Annotated in this window: 15 protein-coding genes and 1 tRNA gene; 10 read left to right on the top strand and 6 right to left on the bottom strand. The window is 66.2% G+C overall.

The window, feature by feature from the left end; all coding sequences use genetic code 11:
* Window positions 1-132: 132 nt before the first annotated feature.
* From ACSQ23_RS22335 to ACSQ23_RS22310, 6 genes are all read left to right on the top strand, one after another.
* On the top strand, window positions 133-1,086 hold the full coding sequence (locus ACSQ23_RS22335) for a dihydrodipicolinate synthase family protein (protein ID WP_436091955.1): 954 nt from the start codon (window positions 133-135) through the stop codon (window positions 1,084-1,086).
* A 37-nt stretch (window positions 1,087-1,123) separates the two neighbouring features.
* Window positions 1,124-1,840, top strand: coding sequence for a GntR family transcriptional regulator (locus ACSQ23_RS22330; RefSeq protein ID WP_082528280.1), 717 nt, complete (start codon window positions 1,124-1,126; stop codon window positions 1,838-1,840).
* A gap of 200 nt (window positions 1,841-2,040) precedes the next feature.
* A complete protein-coding gene (locus ACSQ23_RS22325; RefSeq protein WP_055882622.1) occupies window positions 2,041-2,247 on the top strand; it encodes a cold-shock protein in 207 nt (68 codons plus the stop codon).
* A gap of 450 nt (window positions 2,248-2,697) precedes the next feature.
* Window positions 2,698-2,952, top strand: coding sequence for a hypothetical protein (locus ACSQ23_RS22320; RefSeq protein WP_055882616.1), 255 nt, complete (start codon window positions 2,698-2,700; stop codon window positions 2,950-2,952).
* A 93-nt stretch (window positions 2,953-3,045) separates the two neighbouring features.
* Window positions 3,046-4,734 (top strand): dihydroxyacetone kinase subunit DhaL, encoded by a 1,689-nt coding sequence (dhaL, locus tag ACSQ23_RS22315; protein WP_436091954.1) that lies wholly within the window; start codon window positions 3,046-3,048, stop codon window positions 4,732-4,734.
* Window positions 4,735-4,855: 121 nt separating this feature from the next.
* On the top strand, window positions 4,856-5,182 hold the full coding sequence (locus tag ACSQ23_RS22310) for a hypothetical protein (RefSeq protein ID WP_436091953.1): 327 nt from the start codon (window positions 4,856-4,858) through the stop codon (window positions 5,180-5,182).
* A 289-nt stretch (window positions 5,183-5,471) separates the two neighbouring features.
* Here ACSQ23_RS22310 and ACSQ23_RS22305 read toward each other — a convergent pair whose 3' ends face one another.
* From ACSQ23_RS22305 to ACSQ23_RS22295, 3 genes are all read right to left on the bottom strand, one after another.
* Window positions 5,472-7,733, bottom strand: a complete 2,262-nt coding sequence (locus ACSQ23_RS22305; protein WP_436091952.1) for an AI-2E family transporter — start codon at window positions 7,731-7,733, stop codon at window positions 5,472-5,474.
* Between the two features lie 393 nt (window positions 7,734-8,126).
* Window positions 8,127-8,203: transfer RNA gene (locus tag ACSQ23_RS22300), tRNA-Met, on the bottom strand.
* A 143-nt stretch (window positions 8,204-8,346) separates the two neighbouring features.
* On the bottom strand, window positions 8,347-9,144 hold the full coding sequence (locus tag ACSQ23_RS22295) for a hypothetical protein (RefSeq protein ID WP_436091951.1): 798 nt from the start codon (window positions 9,142-9,144) through the stop codon (window positions 8,347-8,349).
* Window positions 9,145-9,277: 133 nt separating this feature from the next.
* Between ACSQ23_RS22295 and ACSQ23_RS22290 the strand changes: the two genes are divergently transcribed.
* From ACSQ23_RS22290 to ACSQ23_RS22280, 3 genes are all read left to right on the top strand, one after another.
* Window positions 9,278-10,315 (top strand): aldo/keto reductase, encoded by a 1,038-nt coding sequence (locus tag ACSQ23_RS22290; RefSeq protein ID WP_436091950.1) that lies wholly within the window; start codon window positions 9,278-9,280, stop codon window positions 10,313-10,315.
* A 302-nt stretch (window positions 10,316-10,617) separates the two neighbouring features.
* Entirely contained in the window at window positions 10,618-10,830 is a 213-nt protein-coding gene (locus tag ACSQ23_RS22285) for a hypothetical protein (RefSeq protein WP_436091949.1), read from the top strand.
* Between the two features lie 64 nt (window positions 10,831-10,894).
* A complete protein-coding gene (locus tag ACSQ23_RS22280) occupies window positions 10,895-11,581 on the top strand; it encodes a DUF599 domain-containing protein (protein WP_055877707.1) in 687 nt (228 codons plus the stop codon).
* 49 nt (window positions 11,582-11,630) lie between these two features.
* Here the strand turns inward: ACSQ23_RS22280 and ACSQ23_RS22275 are convergent, their stop codons facing one another.
* Both ACSQ23_RS22275 and ACSQ23_RS22270 read right to left on the bottom strand, forming a co-directional pair.
* The gene (locus ACSQ23_RS22275; RefSeq protein WP_055877710.1) at window positions 11,631-11,978 is read right to left on the bottom strand and encodes a putative quinol monooxygenase; all 348 of its coding nucleotides are present in this window, start codon (window positions 11,976-11,978) and stop codon (window positions 11,631-11,633) included.
* Between the two features lie 114 nt (window positions 11,979-12,092).
* Window positions 12,093-13,085 (bottom strand): NADPH:quinone oxidoreductase family protein, encoded by a 993-nt coding sequence (locus ACSQ23_RS22270; RefSeq protein ID WP_436091948.1) that lies wholly within the window; start codon window positions 13,083-13,085, stop codon window positions 12,093-12,095.
* Here ACSQ23_RS22270 and ACSQ23_RS22265 point away from each other — a divergent pair.
* Window positions 13,078-13,866: a TetR/AcrR family transcriptional regulator gene (locus ACSQ23_RS22265; protein ID WP_436091947.1), complete on the top strand. Its 789-nt coding sequence runs from the start codon at window positions 13,078-13,080 to the stop codon at window positions 13,864-13,866. The two genes, ACSQ23_RS22270 and ACSQ23_RS22265, sit on opposite strands and share 8 nt — an antisense overlap.
* A gap of 13 nt (window positions 13,867-13,879) precedes the next feature.
* On the opposite strand, the gene ACSQ23_RS22260 is transcribed toward ACSQ23_RS22265, so the two are convergent.
* A complete protein-coding gene (locus ACSQ23_RS22260; RefSeq protein WP_436091946.1) occupies window positions 13,880-15,136 on the bottom strand; it encodes an RNA polymerase sigma factor in 1,257 nt (418 codons plus the stop codon).
* Window positions 15,137-15,142 lie beyond the last annotated feature (6 nt).

The raw sequence follows: 15,142 nt of genomic DNA, 5'->3' as shown, positions 1-15,142 counted from the left end.
CATGCACGTCCTACCGGCTCGCATGGTGGCGTTACGCCGCCGTCATCCCTCGCCGATGGATTGACCTTGCAACAGAATCCGGCTCGTGTAAACACACAGATTGAACAACTACTCCATCTGGTGATTGTATCAGTGACACAAGAACTCGCAGCCGCCTCTCAAGCCAGCAATTCCAAGGCTCTCGGCGGCATCGTCGCCGCCTCTTTGACCCCTGTCACTGACACCGGAAGCATCGACATTGTGCGACTGAAGTCGCATATCGACTGGCTGTTCGCCGCCGGCTGCAGCTACGTTTCGCCCTTCGGTTCGACCGGTGAGGGGGCTTCGTTCTCGGTGCGGGAAAAGCGGGCGGCGCTGGCCGCACTACAGCAGGCGGGCGTAGCGATGGACCGGCTGATCCCGGCCTCGATGAGCGCCGCGCTCGATGATGCCGTGGCGACCATCGCCGCTGCCGCCGATCTCGGCTGCCGCGCCGTGCTGATCGCCCCACCCTTCTATTATGGCGCGACCAGCCAGGACGGCATCGCCGCCTTCTTCGAGGCTGCTGCCAACCGCTTCGGCGGCAGCTTCCCCCTCGATGTGGTGCTCTACCATATCCCCGCCATGACCAAGGTCGGCTACGGCGTCGAGCTGGTCGAGCGCCTCATTGCCCGGCATGGCAAGCGCATCGTCGGCATCAAGGATTCGACCGGCGACCGCACCTATACGCTGATGCTGGCCAGGACCTTCCCGAACCTCAGGATCTTCACCGGTGACGACCGCGTGCTGCCCGACCTGCTGGCTGCCGGAGGCGCCGGGATGATCGGCGGCCTACCCAACGTCAATGCCATCGAGCTCTGCCAGTTCTTCGCCAACCCCAACGGCCCGGCAGCCCAGGGTCTGCGCGACCGCGCCGCGAAACGCATCGTCGCCGTCGACGACCATGGCGGCATCATCGCGCTGAAAGCGGTGAAGGCGCGGATCAGCGGCGACGCTGCCTGGATGCGGCCCCTTGAGCCGTTATTGCCGCTCTCGCCGGCCGGCGTCACCGCGCTGCTCCAGAGTTTCCGGCAGAGCCAATTCCAATTCCCAGGCGAACAGGATTGAGTTAACGCTCAGGCGAGCGCGAAGGAGGGAAACGCGTATGTCGACCAAGGTCCTGACGGCCCCGACCCGACGCGCGGTGCGTCGCCAGCGGAGCACGGCCGGCGCCGACAACACGCTGAACCGGCAGACGGCTTACCAGCGCTTCCAGCGCCTGCTGCTGGCCGGCCAGATTCAGCCCGGCCAGAACCTGTCGCAGCGCGATTTGGTGTCGAAGCTCGGCATTTCGCTCGGCGCCCTGCGCGAGCTGCTGCCGCGGCTCGAGGCGGAAAGCCTGCTTGCCGTGCTGCCGCAGCGCGGCATCCAGATCACCACCGTCGATCTGAGGATGATCCGCGAATCCTACCAGATGCGCCTCGCCTATGAGCGCGAGGCGACCATCTACGCCATCGAGCATGTGAGCGACGCGGCGCTGCAGCAGCAGCGGGCGCTGCACGCCTCGATCCTCGAACGCGCCAGCAGCGGTGGCATCAGCGGCGCGCTGCTCGATGAGGCGCAGAAGATCGATTCCGATTTCCACGATTTCCTCATCGGCGCCACCGGCAACGAGGTGCTGATCCAGGCCTATTCGATCAACGCCATCCGCGTCCGCATGATCCAGCTCGACCGCATCCGGCTGAACCCGGTGGTGCTCGCCCCGGCGCTGGCCGATCACCTCGACATCATCGACGCACTGCTGAAACGCGACCGCGCCAAGGCAGAACTGGCGATGGAAACCCATATCCACAACGCCCGGCTGCGCGCGGTTACCTTCTAGTTCTGAAGCCCACCTTGTTATCGGCGCATTTCATGCCTATATAGCTTCCATACGTTACGGCCATCTTTGGCTTCTGATCTGCCGGCTTGCCGGTTGTTTGGTTCCCCTGAATTGCGAACGTCTAGACCTCCGCCGCGTGTTGCGCCGGAGGAACGAGTGCGTTCGCCACTGGGCGTCCCCTCACAATCGAAAGTACCGTCATGATCAATGGCACCGTGAAATTCTACAACTCCACCAAGGGCTTTGGCTTCATCTCCCCGGCCGACGGCAGCAAGGACGCTTTCGTCCATGCCACCGCGCTGGAAGCATCTGGCATCTCCGGCCTCGCCGAAGGCCAGCAGGTCACCTATGACCTGCAGAGCGGCCGCGACGGCAAGCTGTCGGCGACCAACCTGCAGCTCGCCTGATCGATCTGCCGGGCCCGTCAACTAGAGCGTTCCCAGGAAAAGTTGCAGACTTTTCCGGTTCGGAAGCGCGACTAAACAGGACAGGCCCGGCATACGCCTCCCGCTTCGCGGTCGAGGCGTTTCAACGAGAGGCCCCGCATCTTCCGATGACGGGCCCACAAGAGAACACATGACACATCTGAACTACCAGGCTCGCGCCGAGCTCTATCTCGGTCGCGACTGGCAAACTGCCACAGCCCAGGGCCCTCGGGCTTTCCGGGTCGCGGCACACGCCTTGCGCTTCGCCTTCGAGGAAGTTGCACCCGTCAGTCTGCGCGGCGCCCGCCTCCGGGTCGGTGACCGCGTCTATGCCGGCGACGCCCTCAAGCGCCTCTACCAGAGCGGCAACTACCCGCTCCAACGCAAACCCACCGGCCGCGCCCGCGGCTCAACCGCCCGAAAGGACCCGACATGGACAACTTCAGCTACACCGCCTCCGCCGAACTCTATCCCAGCCGCCGCTACGCCAAGTCGCCGCGCGAGCAGTATCGCCGCTTCAAGACGGCAGCCGAGGCCATCCAGTACATCGTCGAGGACCGCCCAGCTGCCTGGCTGATCGGAACCTTCCTCGAAGTCGATGGACGGCGCTTCGATGGCAACGCCATCCGCGCCCTCTACGAGGCCGACGGCTACCCGCTGCAGCGTCAGCAGCAGGCCGCCGCCTGATCCTCAAGCCTTTCTTCCCTGCTCCAGTTCGTGCAGACATCCTGTGCTGCATGAATCGACCCCGCCACGGTGCGGGGTCAGGGGAGAGAGGCCATGAAGAAACTCATCAACGACATTCCTTCGCTCGTCCGTCAGTCGCTCGAAGGCCTCGCCATGCTGCATCCCGGGCTGGCGCTGCTCGGCAGCGAGAACACCCTGATCCGCTCCGACCTCGAGGCCTTCCGCAAGAGCGGCAAGGTAGCGATCGTCACCGGCGGCGGCGCCGGCCATGAGCCGGCTCATGCCGGCTATGTCGGCAAGGGCATGCTGACCGCCGCCGTCAGCGGCGACGTCTTCGCCTCCCCCTCGACCGACGCGGTCTATGCAGCGCTCCGCGCTGTCGGCAATCCGGCCGGCATCCTGGTGATCGTCAAGAACTACACCGGCGACCGGCTGAATTTCGGCCTCGCCGCCGAAATGGCCCGCGCCGACGGTATCCCGGTCGAGCTGGTGATCGTCGACGACGATGCGGCGCTCGGCAAAGCTGAGCGTACCGCCGGCCGCCGCGGCATCGCCGGCACGGTGTTTGTCCACAAGGTCGCCGGCGCCGCTGCCGAAGCCGGCCTCCCGCTGAGCGAGGTGAAAGCCCGGGCGCTTGCCGCCATCGGCGCCGTCGCCTCGATGGGCGTGGCGCTCTCGCCCTGCACGGTTCCTGCCGCCGGCAAACCCAACTTCTCGCTCGGCGACGACGAGATGGAACTGGGCCTCGGCATCCATGGCGAAGCCGGGGTGCAGCGCATCGTCATGCAGCCGGCCCGCCAGATCGTCGAAACCCTCATCGACACCATCCTCGCCGATCGCGGTCTCAAGGGCGGCGACCACGTCGCGCTGCTGGTCAACAACCTCGGCAGTACCGCGCAGATGGAAATGAGCATCGTGGCGCGCGACGCGCTTCAGGTGCTGCAGGCGCGCGGCATCACTGTGGATCGCGGCTTTGCCGGCACCTTCCTCACCGCCATCGAAATGACCGGCATCTCGCTGAGCCTGCTCCACACCGACGACGCACTCCTCGCAGCGCTCGATGCCCCTACCACCGCCCCGGCCTGGCCCGGCACGCATGGCCGGCTGCCGCTCGCGGCGCTCACCACCCTGCCGGCTCCGGCCATCGGCAGCGACCCCACCGCCGGTTCCGGCCCGGCCACCCCGGCCGAGCTCGTTGCTGTGCTCACCTCGGCCTGCTACGCCATCATCGCCGCCGAAGCCGAACTGACCGAGATGGACCGTATCGTCGGCGACGGCGATATCGGCCACTCGCTGGCCAGCGGCGCCAACGCCTTGCTGCAGCTGGCGCCCGCCTGGACCGGCCGGCCGCTCGATGCGGTGCTGCGCGAGATCGGCCTTGCCCTGCGCAAGAGCATCGGCGGCACCTCCGGCCCACTCTACGCCGCCTTCGCCATCGCTGCCGCCCAGTCGGTCGCTGACGGCGGAGCTGACAGCGCCACCCTCGCCCGCGCCTTCAGCGCCGGTGCCGACGCCATCAAGCGGCTGGGCGGCGCCGACGCCGGCGACCGCACCATGCTCGACGCTCTGCTCCCGGCCGCCGCAGCAATGACTGCAGAAACCACCGCCGAGCAGCTGAGCTCGGCTGCCGCGGCCGCCCGCTCCGGCGCCGAACGCACCGCCGCGATGCACCCCCGCCGCGGCCGCTCCAGCTATATCGGCGACCGCGCCGTCGGTCACCCCGACCCCGGCGCCGTCGCCATCGCCCTCTGGCTGGAGGCCGCGGCGAAAGCCGCGGGCTAAGGGGGAACCGCATTTCCCTGCGACCACCGGTTCGGGTCGCGGGGCGGAAACCATTTCCGCTGCTCCACGTTTCGTCGCCAGGCCCGGCACGCCTCAACGAAAACAATTGTGGAGAGAAATCATGATGATCCGCAGCCTCGTTTCCGCCGCCGCCCTCTCGCTGGCCATGCTGGCATCGGGCGCCCTGGCGCAGACCTCGATCAACGGCGTCGAGATTTCCGCCGAGGATCTGCCCAAGGTCCAGGCGCAGTGTGACGATCTGGCGGCAGAAGCCGCCAAGGCGGATGGCGGCACCGCCACCGACGAGACCAAGGCTAATGATGCCAGCGAGAACGCCGAGTCGAGCGACGAGCCCGATACCCCGGCCGAGACCGCCGAGGGCACCGCCAAGATCGACCTGGCGACGCTGACGCTCGACGCCTGCAAGACGGCCGGCCTCGTGAAGTAGGCCCTGCCTGGCGGCGGGGCCGGAAGGGCCCTCCTCCGCCCATGCGAAAAGCCCCGCCACCCTCGAGGCCGTGCGGGGCTTCATGCTGTCTGGAGGGAACCCTGCGCGGGGGCAGGAGTTGACTCCGAAGAGAGTGGTGGCTGGCGAAGGATCCCCTTCAACCTTGGACTCGCCGGCTGCCGCTCTCGTATGATTGCCACTTCGGCTGGTAGCCCGAGCTATGCGAGCGCTGAACCGCGCCTCGCTGCCCGGCCCGTCGAGGCCAACGCGTGACTGGTCTCGTAGAGGCTCAGCGATCCGCCGGAGCCGAGGTTTGTACCCGGCTCATCAGCTCGACGGCCAGGGCCTGCAAGCTCTCGGTCTGGGCGACGCTGAACTGGCGCGGCGCAACGTCGAAGATGCTCAGCGTGCCGACCGGCTGTCCAGACTCGGGCAAGAGCGGCACCCCGGCATAAAAGCGAATGCCATTTTCGAGCAGGAACGGGTTCTCGCGAAAATGCTCGTGGGCGGCAACATCCTCGATCACCAGCGGGCTGCCCTGTTTGCCAACCTGCTCGTACAGCGAAGTGGCATCGAGATTTGCCGGCGGGGGCGGCTCCTCTGCGGAACTGTCGGCTCGCTCGATGATGCTGGCGGTGGCGAGCGGAACCTCGAAGGTCGCAGCGACCTTGGCAAGGAAGTCGTCGAGCCAGCCGCCATAGCGGGTGTCGCGCTGCAGCCGGCGCAGCGCCTCGAGCTGTCCGACACCGCTCGGCGGCTCGGCCTCACTGCCGGCGTCATCAGCTCCACCCAGGAGGGTGAGCGCCTGTGTCAGGGCCCCCTTCATGCTCCGGGCGATAGCATCGACCCCGAGGTCGGCGGGCATGAAATCTGCGTCGGAACTGGCAACGTTGAACAGGCAGGCAAGAATTCCGGTCTCCGCGCTCCTCGCCTTCAGCCGTCGCGCCGCGTAACGCACGAAGCTCTTTGGGCTGCTGCCCAGATAGCACAAGCACACGGCGTTGACGCCGCTGAGGTCGATCTGCCCCAGCCCTTCGCGCCGGGCCGACATTGGCGGCAACTGGCTGACCTCCACCCCGGCCTGCTTGAGCAGCGCACTGAGCATCTCGGCGGCCGCGGCATCGAGCTCGGTCCTGCCACCAATGACGAGGATTTTGCCGGCGCCCGGCAGTTCGCTCTGCATGGTCTCAGAGGGCGCCAGTTCGTCCATGACGTCGCTCAGCGTCTCGACGATGGCGCGGCGCGGCCCCATGTCGGACCCATCGAGTTGCAGGTCGGCTTCTGCGAGCCGCAGCGCTGGCAGCGCTATGCTGTCGATGAATTGAGGCAGATCAGTCTCGGCCACCTCGGAACTCGCCATGTCGATGGCTTCCTCGGTGTTACGCGCCAACAGCCGCTGGTAGAAGCGCTGCTCGCCGGTCAGCACCGGCTCGCTGCCGAGCAGAATCTCGAGGAAAGCCAGGTTGGGAACATAGCGCCCGATCACCACGAGGCAGACCGTCAGTGGCGTCGCCAGCAGCAGCCCGATCGGACCCCATAACGTCGCCCAGAAGATTGCGGCGACGAGGACCGCGAGGGCCGAAAGCCCGGTGCTCGACCCGTAAAGGCGGGGCTCGATGGCATTGGTCGTGGTCAGTTCGACCACCAGGTAGAGCAGGATCACCCCGGCCAGCATGGTCCAGCCCGGATCCACCGCGAATGCCAGGGTGAGCGGAATGGTCACAGCAATGAGCGTGCCGACGAAAGGTATGTAGCGAAACAGCGTGGCGAACAGCCCCCAAAGCACCGCGTTGGGCACCCCCAGCAGCACCAGCCCGGCGCCGAACACCACGCCATAGCCGGCGTTCACCAGGAACTGCACCAGCAGGTAGCGGCTTACCCGCTGCGCCGACTCATTGAGCACCTTGGTGCTGGTCCTGAGGTCGCCGCGGCTTACCAGCCTGAGGAAGCGATCGCGCAGGTCCTCGCGTTCGAGCAGCAGGAAGATGACGAGGACCGTAACGATCGCGCCGGTCGCCAACGGGCCGAGCAGTGAGCCGAGCAGCCCTTGGACCGACGCCAGCGGCGAGGGCGGAACATTGGCGATGGTCACCGGCAAGGGGTTACCCTCGGTACCGGGCTTGTTGCCGGAGAGACCAGTTTGTTCGCCCAGCCGCTCGGCCGCCTGCGCCAGGCGCTCGAACACATCCTCGGAGCCTGCGGTCATCTGGAAAGACCGGATTTTGGCGGCGATGGTCGATTGATACTGCGGCAGGTCTCCCGCCAGCTTCAGCAACTGGGTCACCACCAGATACCCAACCAGCGCGATCATTACACCGGCACCGAGGACCGCCACAAGCGTTGCGACGACGTTGGGTAATCCGACGCGACGAAGCCCCGCCACCACCGGCGACAGGGCGAAGGCAAGCAGCACCGCCAGCACCAGCGGCACAAAGATCCCCTGCCCCAGATAGAGCCCCACAATCAGCGTCAGAAAGAAGCCGGCAGCTGCCGCCGTTTCGAGCGGCAGGCCGCCCTTGTGGGGAAGCGGAGCATTGTCCGGTGTTGCCATAGATACTCCCGACGGTGGCCCGCCTTGTTCTCATCGACCGGTCAACAGCATACCGACGCCGGCGCGCCACCTGCCGCCGGGCCAATCGGCCGCGGAGACCCATTTCAGGCGGACAAGGAGGGATCGTCCGTAACAGATCGAAGCTGTGAACTCCCTGACGTCATTTCGGTTGCTTGGGCGCAACCTCGAAACTCGGAGGCCCCAACCTGATCAATGCCTGTGGGGTCGCGGCGATTGAGCTATGAGCCGCATCGCTGACGAACAATGCGGGCCAACCGATCTGCGCGCAGTGGAGCACGGGTGGCGCACAAGCCGTTTTCCGTCGAGCCTCTCACTCCGCTAGGCCGAAATGCGAAAAGCCCCGCTTTCGCGGGGCTTTTGCAATCCAAGCTTTGGTTGCGGGGACAGGATTTGAACCTGTGACCTTCAGGTTATGAGCCTGACGAGCTACCGGGCTGCTCCACCCCGCGTCAGATATCAAAGCCTTGGCTTTTTTGCGCCTTCGTGTGCGGCCATCGCCGCCGACGCAGGGGGTATATAGGGGGTGATCTCCGCCACCTCAAGGCAAAAAGCGCGTTGCGTGACAGTTTTTTGACCTGAGGCCCCGAACCCCTTACTGCGCCGGGGCCGGAGCCCCCTCTGCCGGGGCTTCCGCCTCGACCGGCGGCTTGGCCCGGCAGCCGATGCCGAGCTCGCGATAAAGCTTGTTGCCGGCATTGATCAACTGGCCCCGCGCCACTTCGAGCCCACGGCGGCTGGCGCGCGGGCCGAGCGCCTCCGGGCGCTTGGCCACATCCTTGGAGAGCTTTTCGAGATAGGGCACGAACAGCTGGATCGACTGCATGGCCGAGATCACCTCGGGACACCTCTTGCCGATCCCCGCCGCCACGGCCAGCGTCAGGTTCGCCTCGGCCGCCTGGCGTGCCTCGATCACCGCCTGGGTGAATTCTGCAGTCTGCAGCTTCACCGGTTTGGCGTAGCGCGGCTCGTTCGCCTTGTCGGCCGGCATCGCAAAGCTGGCGCAGAGCCGACTGAACCATTCCTCGGCTCTGACCCGCGCCGCAAAGGTGATGACGCGCGACTGGACGATATGGGTCTGCAGCGCCGCGATGTCCTTGGCGGGCTTCCCCTGCAGCGAGCCCCGCGCCTCGGCGAGCAGCCGATAGCCGAGTGCAAACGAGTTGGAGGCGCGGGTCAGTTCGGCGCAATCGCTGCGCTGCGCCGCGGGTTGCAGCTTCAGCGTGTCCCGCCCCACCGACTGGGTCACGGCGCCGACCAGTGCCGCCAGCTCCTTGAGGTTCATCTGACCGATCCGGCTCAGGTCTGATTCGTTCTGTGCCACGGCCGGCCACGCCACGACTGTCGCGACGGTGAAGGCGAAGACGGCGAGCGGCAACAGAAATTTGCGCAACGGCGATATCCTTGAAATGGCGCGGACAATCTCTCCGATCCGGCCCGCCTGCGCAACCTTGGCCCGACCTTCGGGGGATTGTCTGGGCCAGCCTCGCCTCATACGGTGCGCGCCGAACTGAAGGGGCATTTCCATGAAGATGAAGACGCTTGGCCGCACCGATATCTCGGTGTCCGAGATCTGCCTGGGCACCATGACCTGGGGCAAGCAGAACACCGAGGCCGAAGGCCATCAGCAGATGGATTATGCCGTCGAGCAGGGTATCAACTTCTTCGATACCGCCGAGATGTACGCCGTGCCGCCCGACGCCTCGACCTACGGCAAGACCGAGGAAATCATCGGCAGCTGGTTCAAGCAGACCGGCAGGCGTAACGACATTGTGTTGGCATCGAAGGTCGCGGGCGGCGGGCGGCCATGGGTGCGCGGCGGCCGCGGCATCGATGGGCCGAGCGTGCGCGAAGCGGTGGAAGGCAGCCTCAGGCGCCTGCAGACCGACCGCATCGATCTCTACCAGATCCACTGGCCCCGCCGCGGGCACTACCATTTCGAGGGCTCGTGGGACTACAACCCCTACCTGCAGGATAAGGAAAGCGTGCTGCCCAACATGCTCGAAGTGCTGCAGGTGATGGGCGAGCTGGTGCGGGAGGGCAAGATCCGCCATTTCGGCCTCTCCAATGAGAGCGCCTGGGGCACCATGCAGTATCTGAAGCTCTCCATGGAGCTCGGCCTGCCGCGCGTGCAGACCATTCAGAACGAATATAATTTCCTGCGCCGCTACTACGACATGGATCTGGCCGAACTGGCCTTCCACGAGGATGTCGGGCTCCTGGCCTATTCGCCGCTGGCGGCGGGCGCCATCTCCGGCAAATACCTTGGCGGTGTGCTGCCTGAAGGGACGCGCGGCGCCGTGGCCGGTTCCGCCTATCGCAACAACCAGTACACCGAGCCGGCGATCCGGGCCTATATCGCGCTGGCCGAAAAGCACGGTCTCGACGTCTGCCAGATGGCCATCGCCTTCTGCCTCACCAAGCCGTTCATGACCTCGGTGATCATCGGCGCAACGACCATGGAACAGCTCAAGACCAATATCGGCGCAGCCGATGTCGAGCTGTCGGAGGCGGTGCTGAACGAGATCCAGCAGATTTTTATGCGCTACGCGCGGACGCTGTAGGCCGGCGGAGCCCCAAGGCCGGTGCGGGCCGCCCCACACCCTTGATCCCTCCCCGCAAGGGGGAGGGAACAGGGGTGGGGGTCCACGACCACCGGCCGCGCCGCCTATTCCCCCTGCGTGCGCACCCGCGCAAATCGCTTCCCCCTCCCGCTCGCGATTTGGCATCTCAATTCTCGACCAATCCGATAGGGTTTGTCATTCTCTTTGCATACGCCGGGTTCCCTCCTCCCTTCCCGGCGGCAACGCGGCCCCGCTGCTTCCCCCTGTAGGTGGCGGGGCCGACCCAACCGAGGAGTTATGCCGTGCTGCACTTTGTTGGAATCCTGAGCCCGCGCGATGACTTTCCGCCGGGCGACGACCGGCAGAAGCCGTTCTTCGGCCCAGAATGGCGCCTGACCCGCAGCGAGCGCGATGCCGCGGTACTCGACGGCAAGTGGCCGGCGCCGGCCGAAGAGCAGCGCGACCCCGCCGAAGGCATGCGCTTCGTTTCCCTGCTGTCGCCGCCCTTTATCTGAGCGTTTCCAGGCAGCGTCACGGCGCTATAAAGGAGCCATCGATTCCCCGAGGGCTCCGGGCGCCATGACGCTGTTCGCGACACTTTTCCCGCTGATCTGCTGGTTCGCCTACAACTATGGCGTACCGTTGCTGGAGCGGAAGCGGCCGTCGCTGTCGGTGATCATGTCGATGCAGCGCCGCCGCTGGGTGGCCAATGCGGTCAAGCGCGATACCCCGCTCGATGCCATCCTCGCTGGCAACCTGATGGGTTCGGTGAGCTTTCTCGCCTCGACTTCGGTGCTGCTGGTGCTGGCGGTGTTCACCGCCTTCGGCAATCTCACCGCGCTGACCGACACGCTGACCACCGTCGGGCTGAAGGCGAGCTACACCACGCAGGACGTACAGATCCATCTGTTCGCGACGCTCGCCATCTTCGTTCTGAGCTTTTTCTCGTTCACCCTGGCACTGCGCCAGTTCAACCACTTCTGCATCCTGCTCGGCGCCATCGAGCATTCCGAGCACGTCGCTCGCGACGAGATCGATGGCATCGCGCAGCTCAACACGCTGGCCGCCAAGAACTTCAACAACGGCATCCGCGCCTATTATTTCGCGGTGCCGATGGTCGCCTGGTTCGCCAATGAGTGGCTGGCGGTAGGGGCGAGCCTCGTCACGGTGGCTTTCCTGATCCACCGCGAGTTCTTCTCCACCGCCCACCGCGTCGCCGCGTCCATCGCGGTCCTCGCCAGCCGGCGTGAGAAGGAACACGGCTGACTTTTCCGGTTCGAAAGCGCGACGAGTCAAAGAACCTGGAGGTGCGAGGCTAGAGGTCCTGGAACACACGCCACGGCTGATAGAGCTTGGGACCGCCGCCCCCCAGTTGCATTTTCTCGCTCCATTTGCCCAGCAACTCGCCGCTGACATCAGCCGTCGCCATCAGTGGCGCCATCAGATGCCCGATATGGGCGAAGTGCTCCAGTGCCGCATCGATATCGCGATAGCGCTCGTAGACGATCGCCTCGCTCTCATCCTCGTTGAAGAAGATCTCGTATTGCAGCGTGCCGGTGTCCTGCGTGCGGACGATCTCCATCGCCTGTTCGCACAGCGCCTTGTACTCCGCCAGCTTGCCCGGCCGAATGACTGCACGGGCGACGCCCTTGATCTCTTCCATGATGTTTTCCTTTCGAAATGACTGCCCCCTAGCGGACAGTCAGGAAACTAAGGCGAACTGGTCAGGGGCGTAATGACCAGTTGGAGCCGATTGAGTTGTCCAGTTTGGGCTGCGTCAGACCCGCAGCGCCAACTTGCCGATGCTGGCGCGACCTTCAAGGGCGGCGAGGGCTCGCGGCCCATCGTCAAGCTTGTAGACCGTCGGTTGCACTGGGGCGAGGACACCGGCGCCGATGAGGCCGAACAACTCGCCCATGACGTCACCGAAGATCCGCGGCGCCGCCTCGATTAGCTTACCCATGTTGAAGCCGATGATCTGCACCTGGTGTTCGTAGACGAGGTCCCAGTTGCTGAGCGACGCCTCGCCGGCCGGCAACCCGGTCACCACGACCCGGCCGGTAACCCGTCGTGTCGCCGCGAGGCTGGCGGCAAAAGTCTCGCCGCCAACCGACTCGATGACGAGGTCCGCGCCGATGCCACCGGTCAGCGCCAGCACCTGGGCGGCAAGGTTGTCGCTGCGCGAGTCGAGCACATGGTCGGCCCCCAGCGATCGCACCACCTCGTGCTTTTCCGGTGAAGCCGTGCCGATCACTATCGCGCCGTAGTGCTTGGCGATCTTCACTGCAGCCTGGCCGGTCGCCCCGGCGGCGGCATGGATCAGCACCGTCTGGCCCTCGGCCAGTTGCCCCATCGGCTTGAGCGCCGCGATCGCCGTCGGCAGGTTGACCACCAGCCCGAGGGCCTGCTCGCCGCTCCACCCCGGGGGGATCGGCACCGCGGCAACTGCCGGCAGCACCATGTACTCGGCGAATGCGCCGTAACCGACGCCGATGACCTCCGCCCCGAGCACCGGGTTCGTTACGCCTTCGCCCAAGGCGACCACCTCGCCTGTCGCCTCAAAGCCGGCGAGATAGGGTGGCCGGGGCCCACCGCGAAACGTGCCATGCGCCTGCGAAAGATCGGCGATGTTGACGCCAGCAGCGTTGACCCGGACGAGAACCTGCCCGGGGCCTGGCGCCGGCACCGGCGCGTCGGTGATCATCCTCAGGTCCTGCGGACCGTTCAGGGATGTTTGCTGCAGGGCACGCATGCTGGCGGGGATGCTCATCGAACTGGTCCTTGCTGGAAGCGCCGATGTCTATTGTTTGTTGATCGACAAACAAATAACTGCATGGCGTCCGCAGCTCCGTCAAGCTATAGTTTGTCGATCGACCAAAAAAGGAAACCTCATGGCAGCGCGCGGCAGGCCACGCACCTTCGACCGAGACGTCGCGCTTCGCAGCGCCATGGATCTGTTCTGGGAGCGCGGTTACGAGGGAACGTCGATGAAGGACCTGACCGAGGTCATGGGGATCGCGTCGGCCAGCATCTACGCCTCGTTCGGCAGCAAGGAAGAGCTGTTTCGCGAGGCGGTCGCGCTTAACGCCGCAACCCAGGGACAGCCGCCCAGAATCGCACTGCGCGAGCAGCCCACCGCCCGCGAGGCGATCCACGCCATGCTGCGCGCCGTCGCCGACACCATCACCATCCCGGATTCGCCGCGCGGCTGCATGCTGGTGCTCGCCGCGCCGACCGGCGCAGTGGAGAACCACCCGGTCCGCGAATTCCTCGCCAGCGTGCGCCACGCGCAATACCGCGAGATCCGCGAGCGGTTGGCGCGTGGCGTTGCCGACGGCGATCTTGCGGTCGGCGACACTCAACTGACCGGCATTGCCCGCTACTACACCACCGTGATGCACGGCCTGTCGATCGAAGCCCGGGACGGCGCCAGCCGGGCCGAACTGGAGGTGGTGATCAGTTGCGCCATGGGCGCCTGGGACACGCTGGCCGCGGCAGCCCCCCAAGCTCGCGAAGCGAAACCGGCCGCAGGCGAGCCCGCCGTGACCTGACGGTTATGTGCCGCTATTCGCATGCCGCGGCGCGGGCGCGCAGGAACGCCGCTTCCCCGGCATTGCGGGTCAGCTTCGCGGCTGCCTCGAATTGCCCACGCGCTTCGCTGAACCGCCCGGCTCGGAACAGAAAATCGCCCCGCGCCGCCGGCAGCGGCGCGTAGCTGCGAAGCGCCGGATCATCGGCGATCGCATCGAGCAGCCTGAGCCCCGCCTCGGGCCCAAAGGCCATGCTGTGGGCAATGGCGCGGTTGAGATCGACCACCGGCGACGGCGCCGCCACGCGTAAGCGGTCATAGAGCGCCGCGATGCGCCCCCAGTCGGTGTCGGCGGCGCTGCGGGCGCGGGCGTGGCAGGCGGCGAGCGCCGCCTGCAGCACATAGGGTCCACCCCCATCGAGCGCCTCAGCCCGCGCCAGCGCCTCGAGGCCGCGGCGGATCAGCAACTGGTCCCACCGCGTCCGATCCTGCGCCGTCAGCGGCACCAGCGCCCCCTCCGGGCCGAGGCGCGCCGCAAGGCGCGAGGCCTGGATCTCCATCAATGCCAAGAGCCCGAACACTTCGGCGTCGTCGGGCATCAACCCGGCCAGCATACGCCCCAGCCGCTGCCCTTCGAAGCAGAGTCCCGGACGGACCGGATCATCGCCCGAGGTCGCGGCATAGCCCTCATTGAAAATCAGGTAGATCACTTCCAGCACCGAGGGCAGCCGTGCTGCCCGCTCGCCGCCGCGCGGTACCTCAAAGCTCAGCCCGGCCGCTGCTATCGCCTGCTTGGCCCGGACGATGCGCTTGGCGATCGCCGCCTCGTTGGAGAGAAAGGCCCGGGCGATCTCGTCTGTCGTCAGCCCGCCGATCACCCGCAGCGTCAGCGCGGCGCGCGCTTCGGCCGTGAGCATCGGGTGGCAGGCAACGAAGATCAGCCCCAGCAGCTCATCGCCGACCTCGTCGTCGAGCGCTGCCTCGATCGCCATGGCCGCGTCATCGGACGCCTCCTCCAGCGTCTGGGCGATCTCGCCGTGCTTGCGCTCCCGCATCCGCTCGTGCCGGATGGCGTCGATGGCGCGGCGCTTGGCGGCGGTCATCAGCCAGGCGCCGGGATTGGCCGGAACCCCCGTCTTCGGCCATTCGCTGAGCGCAACCAGCAGCGCCTCCTGCGCCAGCTCCTCGGCCCGATCGATGCTCTGCACCATGCGGGCGAGACCCGCGATGAGCCTCGCCCGTTCGATGCGGAAACTGGCCTCGATCGCCTGCTGCGTCTCGTCCCTGCTCATACCGTC

The organism is Devosia sp. LjRoot16, from assembly GCF_964252795.1.
Classification (GTDB): domain Bacteria; phylum Pseudomonadota; class Alphaproteobacteria; order Rhizobiales; family Devosiaceae; genus Devosia_A.
The sequence above is the reverse complement of the archived record's forward strand: the minus strand, read 5'-3'. Positions and strand labels throughout refer to the sequence as shown.

Coding starts and splice junctions, on each gene's coding strand:
- ACSQ23_RS22310 (WP_436091953.1), top strand. CDS start 4,856: ATGATGATCCGCAGCCTCGTTTCCGCCGCCGCCCTCTCGCTGGCCATG.
- ACSQ23_RS22330 (WP_082528280.1), top strand. CDS start 1,124: ATGTCGACCAAGGTCCTGACGGCCCCGACCCGACGCGCGGTGCGTCGC.
- ACSQ23_RS22320 (WP_055882616.1), top strand. CDS start 2,698: ATGGACAACTTCAGCTACACCGCCTCCGCCGAACTCTATCCCAGCCGC.
- ACSQ23_RS22325 (WP_055882622.1), top strand. CDS start 2,041: ATGATCAATGGCACCGTGAAATTCTACAACTCCACCAAGGGCTTTGGC.
- ACSQ23_RS22305 (WP_436091952.1), bottom strand. CDS start 7,733: ATGGCAACACCGGACAATGCTCCGCTTCCCCACAAGGGCGGCCTGCCG.
- ACSQ23_RS22280 (WP_055877707.1), top strand. CDS start 10,895: ATGACGCTGTTCGCGACACTTTTCCCGCTGATCTGCTGGTTCGCCTAC.
- ACSQ23_RS22260 (WP_436091946.1), bottom strand. CDS start 15,136: ATGAGCAGGGACGAGACGCAGCAGGCGATCGAGGCCAGTTTCCGCATC.
- ACSQ23_RS22270 (WP_436091948.1), bottom strand. CDS start 13,085: ATGAGCATCCCCGCCAGCATGCGTGCCCTGCAGCAAACATCCCTGAAC.
- ACSQ23_RS22290 (WP_436091950.1), top strand. CDS start 9,278: ATGAAGATGAAGACGCTTGGCCGCACCGATATCTCGGTGTCCGAGATC.
- ACSQ23_RS22275 (WP_055877710.1), bottom strand. CDS start 11,978: ATGGAAGAGATCAAGGGCGTCGCCCGTGCAGTCATTCGGCCGGGCAAG.
- ACSQ23_RS22265 (WP_436091947.1), top strand. CDS start 13,078: ATGCTCATCGAACTGGTCCTTGCTGGAAGCGCCGATGTCTATTGTTTG.
- dhaL (WP_436091954.1), top strand. CDS start 3,046: ATGAAGAAACTCATCAACGACATTCCTTCGCTCGTCCGTCAGTCGCTC.